The sequence below is a fragment of the Chamaesiphon sp. OTE_75_metabat_556 genome, assembly GCF_031378165.1.
In the GTDB taxonomy this organism is placed as follows: domain Bacteria; phylum Cyanobacteriota; class Cyanobacteriia; order Cyanobacteriales; family Chamaesiphonaceae; genus Chamaesiphon.
Map to the genome: position 1 here is coordinate 1 of NZ_JANNDR010000306.1, position 5,301 is coordinate 5,301.

Annotated in this window: 6 protein-coding genes; 2 read left to right on the top strand and 4 right to left on the bottom strand. The window is 45.2% G+C overall.

Translation table 11 applies throughout. The features are described 5' to 3' along the window. From RMO27_RS12360 to RMO27_RS12370, 3 genes are all read right to left on the bottom strand, one after another. Positions 1-718, bottom strand: a 718-nt coding sequence (locus tag RMO27_RS12360) for a DevA family ABC transporter ATP-binding protein (protein WP_309732863.1), incomplete at its 3' end; no start/stop codon positions are given. 33 nt (positions 719-751) lie between these two features. After that, positions 752-1,204: a nitrate reductase associated protein gene (locus RMO27_RS12365; RefSeq protein WP_309732865.1), complete on the bottom strand. Its 453-nt coding sequence runs from the start codon at positions 1,202-1,204 to the stop codon at positions 752-754. A 103-nt stretch (positions 1,205-1,307) separates the two neighbouring features. Further along, positions 1,308-1,952: a TetR/AcrR family transcriptional regulator gene (locus RMO27_RS12370; RefSeq protein ID WP_309732867.1), complete on the bottom strand. Its 645-nt coding sequence runs from the start codon at positions 1,950-1,952 to the stop codon at positions 1,308-1,310. Between the two features lie 181 nt (positions 1,953-2,133). Between RMO27_RS12370 and RMO27_RS12375 the strand changes: the two genes are divergently transcribed. Beyond that, positions 2,134-3,570, top strand: a complete 1,437-nt coding sequence (locus RMO27_RS12375; protein WP_309732869.1) for an HlyD family efflux transporter periplasmic adaptor subunit — start codon at positions 2,134-2,136, stop codon at positions 3,568-3,570. A 48-nt stretch (positions 3,571-3,618) separates the two neighbouring features. Beyond that, positions 3,619-4,776: an ABC transporter permease DevC gene (devC, locus tag RMO27_RS12380; protein ID WP_309732872.1), complete on the top strand. Its 1,158-nt coding sequence runs from the start codon at positions 3,619-3,621 to the stop codon at positions 4,774-4,776. A gap of 19 nt (positions 4,777-4,795) precedes the next feature. On the opposite strand, the gene RMO27_RS12385 is transcribed toward devC, so the two are convergent. Next, on the bottom strand, positions 4,796-5,301 hold a 506-nt coding region (locus RMO27_RS12385; protein WP_309732873.1), incomplete at its 5' end, for a glycerophosphodiester phosphodiesterase.

Genomic DNA, 5,301 nt, shown 5'->3' on the forward strand with positions numbered 1-5,301 from the left:
CATCTTCGAGATGGACGATTCGATCGGCCACGTCCAGAATCCGGTTATCATGAGTCACCATCAAGATTGTCGTCCCCTGCTCTTTTGCCAATTTCTGCATGATCTCGACGATTTCTCGTCCCGATTTCCCATCTAGAGCCGCAGTCGGTTCATCAGCCAGTACCAGCTTCGGATGGCTCATCAGGGCACGGGCGATCGCGACGCGCTGTTTTTGACCCCCAGACAGGTTATCGGGGTAGTAGGACTTGCGATCGCCCAATCCGACGGCATCGAGCATTTCCGTGGCACGGTCTTTGATTTCTTTGCTGCTCATATTGGCATGAAGTTGTCCCGCCATCTGGACATTTTGTTGAGCAGTCAGGGATTTGAGTAGGTTGTGTGCTTGGAAGATGTAGCCGATATTTCGCCGCACTTCGATGACCTTGCGTTTGCTAGCACCCACCATTTCCACGCCCAATACTTTCATACTGCCCTCTTGAGGCGATCTCAATCCACCCGATAGCGTCAGCAGGGTAGTCTTACCGGAACCAGATGGCCCCGTCATTAGTACGATTTCACCTTTACCAATTTGGAGGTTGATATCAAATAAAACTTGTTTTTTAAGATTACTTTTTCCAAAATAATGATTGAGCTGGCTTACTTCAACTACAATCTTATCGTCGAAATTACTGCTGTCAACATTTACTAATTCTTGATTTTTAGGTTTAAAGGTTAGCATCTAGGTAGAGGGTAGAGGGTAGAGAATTATTTATTAATTTAATAGTCCAAATTCTTTTACTGCTGGCAGGAAATTATTGTTTTCATGTTGCGATCGAGTTAACTTGATTAATGCAAATCTTTGAATAGTTGTCAGATTTGCCCATTTTGATAAATCGATGTTAACACTTTCTTGGGCAGCTTTAGTCGTCACGCTCTCTGGAATCTCACGATCGTTCGACCACGGTGGCTGCGGATCGATCTCGAGTAAGCTAGCCTCATGTCCGGTATGTTGAGAAATTAATTGACTCACATAGTCTTTGTAAGCGGTAATTTCTGGTTTTCGATCGCATGGCAGTTCGACTAGTTGTTGACATTCGGGTTGTGCAAATCGATTCCATTCAGCCAACTTTAACTTCACACCACAAGTATCCAACTTCAGCCGCACGATCATCGGAATGCAGCGTAAAGAATCAACAAAATCAGCTTCAAACTTAAAATATGTCATTGAGTTAGGATCGAGGAGATGGGAGTTTAATTATCAATCATCTGCTTGGTTCAACACATGCTCAAGGTATCTTCCCCGTGATTGCATCCGCAATTAGCAATTATCAATTTCTGACTCCTGCCATAATTAGATCGATCGATTCTTGAGTATGACGTTGCAGCAGCTCTTTACCTAGCAACCGTTTACCTGGCCAAAGGTATTTGAGATTTTCCTGAGCTGTGAAATAGAAAGTACAGATACCGACGATATTGACAGCCGTATGTCGGGGTTCTAATTCGCGAAATACACCGATGCTCATCCCCTGTTCTAAAATCTCGATAATCGTACCGTACAATAGATCCCCTAATTGTTTGGGATAATACTTCCCCTTATTTTGAATCGCTTCTAGCGAGAGCATACTGCCAATGCGGGGGTTTTCAGACATACAACAGAGCATTTGCTCTAGCAGCCTCACAAGTGCGGCATCAGGAGGCAAACAATCGAGCTGAAGTTGTTCCATCATCTCTAAAGCCTCTGTAAAACAACGTTCTAAGACTGCTCGATACAATTCTTCCTTACTTGAAAAATAATAATAGATCGTCGCCTTGGTCACACCTGTTTGAGCGGCGATCGTGTCCAATCGGGCGGCAATTAACCCAGTTCCGGCAAACTCAGCCTCAGCGGCATCCAAGAGTTGGTTTTTCGTCGCTTCGGAATTACGGGTGAGGTTAGCTGTCTTGGTAGTCTTTTGCTTATTAATTACGGGCATTATATAAGAAGATGCAACAGATTATTTAACTAAATGGTAGGTATAAAGCGGTATCTATAATCCTATTATGGCATAGGGTCTAGGGATTGTAACTTTATTGACATATATTTTATTTGTGCGTTAAACTAACTAACGAGTAAGTAAAATCCTCTGGGAAACAACAACAGGTAACTCATCAGCTATGGGACAAGATAACTTTGTAGTCGATAAATTCAAGGGCATGAATCCTGTCACCCGCTGGATTGCCATTGGTGCTTCGGCAGCCGCGCTGTTGCTGTTGCCAGCCGGATTGCACTATGCTGGGATTTTTGCCCAAAAACCAGCTACGACCCAAGCTGTGACCCCGATGGCTCCCAAACCTGCCGAAGCCACAGCAGTAACATCTTTAGGGCGGTTGGAACCATTAGGTCAAGTCATCAAAATCTCCGCACCCAGTTCTCAGAGCGGGCAGGGTACGATCTCACAATTGCTCGTTAAAGAAGGAGATCGAGTTACCAAGGGGCAAATAATCGCCATTCTCAACAATCGGCAACGCTTGGAAGCAGCTCTATCCAAAGCTCAAGAAGACGTTAAAGTCTCGCAAAGCAATCTTGATAAAGTCAAAGCTGGAGCCAAACAAGGGGAAATCGGCGCTCAAAAAGCTGAGATCGATCGACTCAAAAGCCAACTCCAAGGCAATCAGGAAACCTATGTAGCTACCAAAGCCCGTCTCGTCGCCCAACTCAAATGGGAACCCGCCGCCCAAGCTGGCAAAATCGAGTCTCTCAATGCTCAACTCGCTGGCGAAAAACCTACTCAAGCAGCCACGCTGGGGCGACTGCGATCGCAACTCAAGAATACGGAAGTAGACTACAAACGTTTTCAACAACTGTACGCCGATCGGGTGATCGAAACCACCAGGCTCGATGCTAAACGGCTCGAAGTCGATACTGTCCGCCAACAAATCGCTGAAGCTCAGTCCAAATACAATCAGACTGTTGCCACCCTCAACCAGCAGATTATCGAAAATAAAGCCACCCAACAGAAAATCACCAGCACCGCCCAACAACAACTGGCCGAAGCCAAAGCCAACTATGATACCAGCGTAGCCACCACCAACCAACAAATCGCTGCCGCCCAGGCTACTCTAACTAAAATCGCCGAAGTCCGACCCGTCGATGTCGCTGGTGCTCAAGCCGAACTTGCCCGCGCCCAAGCCACCACCCGCCAAGCTCAAGCCGAACTTGCCGAAGCATACGTGCGTGCGCCGATAGCTGGTGAAATCCTCAAAGTCCATACCCGTGCGGGAGAAGCTACAGGAACTAATGGCATTGTCGAAATGGGTCAAACCAGTCAAATGGTTGCCGTCGCCGAAGTGTATGAAAGCGACGTCCGCAAACTCCGAGTCGGACAAGCTGCCACCATCAAAAGTGAATCCGGCGCATTCTCTCAAAATCTCAAAGGGACTGTCAGCTATATCGGACTCCAAATTGGCAAACAGGATGTCCTCAATACAGATCCCGCTGCTGATTCTGATTCCCGTGTGGTCGAAGTTAAAATCGCAATCGATCCTACCGATAGCAACGTTGTTAAGGGATTAACTAATTCTAAGATTGCCGTCACGATTAATACTCAGTAGGGAATAGGAGATAGGGAATAGGGAATAGTGGATCGTAAATAGTGAATAATGTTTAAAAAAATTCCGCTGGCCTGGTTGCAACTCAGCCATGAAAAAATTCGATTATTAGTAGCGATCGCTGGTATTAGCTTCGCCGATATTTTGATGTTCATGCAACTCGGATTTCGCGACGCCCTCTTTGATAGTGCCGTCAAATTTCACACCAACGTCAACGGCGACGTCTTCCTCGTCAGCCCCCAATCGACGGCATTAATTGCCATGAAATCCTTTCCCCGACGGCGACTGTATCAGTCCCTCGCCTTCAAAGATGTTGAATCAGTTACACCCATCTACCTCGGTTTTGGCATCTGGAAAAATCCCATCGAAAAAAATACCCGCCAGATTATGGTGGTCGGCTTTAACCCCGCCGACAAACAATTATTTCAGCTTCCAGGTATCAGTGAAAACATTGCCAAAATGCAATTGCCCGATACCTATCTATTCGACGAAAAATCTCGCGAACAATTTGGCGATATCCCTAAAATATTTAACTCTGGCCAAAAAGTTCAAACCGAAATAGATGGCAGAAAAATCGACGTTGGTGGTTTGTTTACTCTTGGTGCCTCCTTTGGTGCAGATGGTAATTTAATGACAAGTGATACCAATTTCGCCCGCTTGTTCAAACAACGCGATCGCGGCTTAATTGATGTCGGGGTAATTAAGCTCAAACCAGGTGCCGATGTTAAAGCAGCGGTTGCCGAGATCGATGCCTATCTACCCAGCGATGTCAAAGTCATGTCCAAAGAGCAGTTTATTGAATTTGAGAAAAGCTACTGGCAAAGTGGTACCTCGATCGGGTTTATTTTTACCCTTGGCACGATCATGGGTTTTATCGTCGGGATCGTGATCGTTTATCAGATTCTCTATACCGATGTCGCCGACCACTTATCCGAATATGCCACCCTTAAAGCGATGGGTTATACAGATTTTTATCTGCTGACCGTCGTTTTTCAAGAAGCAATTATTCTCTCAATCGTTGGTTTTTTTCCTGGCATGTTAGCTGCCGTCGGACTTTATGCAATGACGCGCAATGCAACTAGTTTGCCACTATTAATGACCGTTGCTCGTGCAACTACAGTCCTGATTTTGACGATGATTATGTGTACTATTTCTGGCGCGATCGCCGTTCGCAAACTGCGAGCAGCAGACCCAGCAGATATGTTTTAAATTTTTGTGGTTTATGGATTTACATGGGTACTTTGGGTCGAGTTGCCGATCGAGATTTGTCGAGCCGATCGACAATTTCCAAGGCTAACTCTGGTCGATCGGTAATGACCGCCGCAATATATTTACTTTTGAGTAGCTTCAATAGTCGGCGTTCTTCATTAACCGTCCAGACGAATACTTCTTTATTCATTAACTTCATCCGCCACAAAAACCCAAATCTTAACAGCCGAAAATGTGGTGCTACAAAATCTGCTCCAGTTTTAAAAATTCGGTATTCTGGAAAAAATTGAGCGAAAATACTCAACAATGGAAATTTACCAGTAACTTTTCCCAGTAGTAACCCTACTTTAATTTGAGGGTCGAGATCTTTGATTTTTCTAACTGAGGCATCATTAAAAGATTTGATGACAAAACTAGCATAGCTTAAATACTTCGTTGCTAAGGCAATAACTCGCTCTTCATATCCTTCTTCTTTGATCTCGATATCTAGGGTAATGCGTTGGCGTAGCCCCTCTCCTCGATCGT

Excerpts from the sequence above, each read along its gene's own strand:
- devC (WP_309732872.1), top strand. The coding sequence starts at position 3,619 with ATGTTTAAAAAAATTCCGCTGGCCTGGTTGCAACTCAGCCATGAAAAA.
- RMO27_RS12370 (WP_309732867.1), bottom strand. The coding sequence starts at position 1,952 with ATGCCCGTAATTAATAAGCAAAAGACTACCAAGACAGCTAACCTCACC.
- RMO27_RS12365 (WP_309732865.1), bottom strand. The coding sequence starts at position 1,204 with ATGACATATTTTAAGTTTGAAGCTGATTTTGTTGATTCTTTACGCTGC.
- RMO27_RS12375 (WP_309732869.1), top strand. The coding sequence starts at position 2,134 with ATGGGACAAGATAACTTTGTAGTCGATAAATTCAAGGGCATGAATCCT.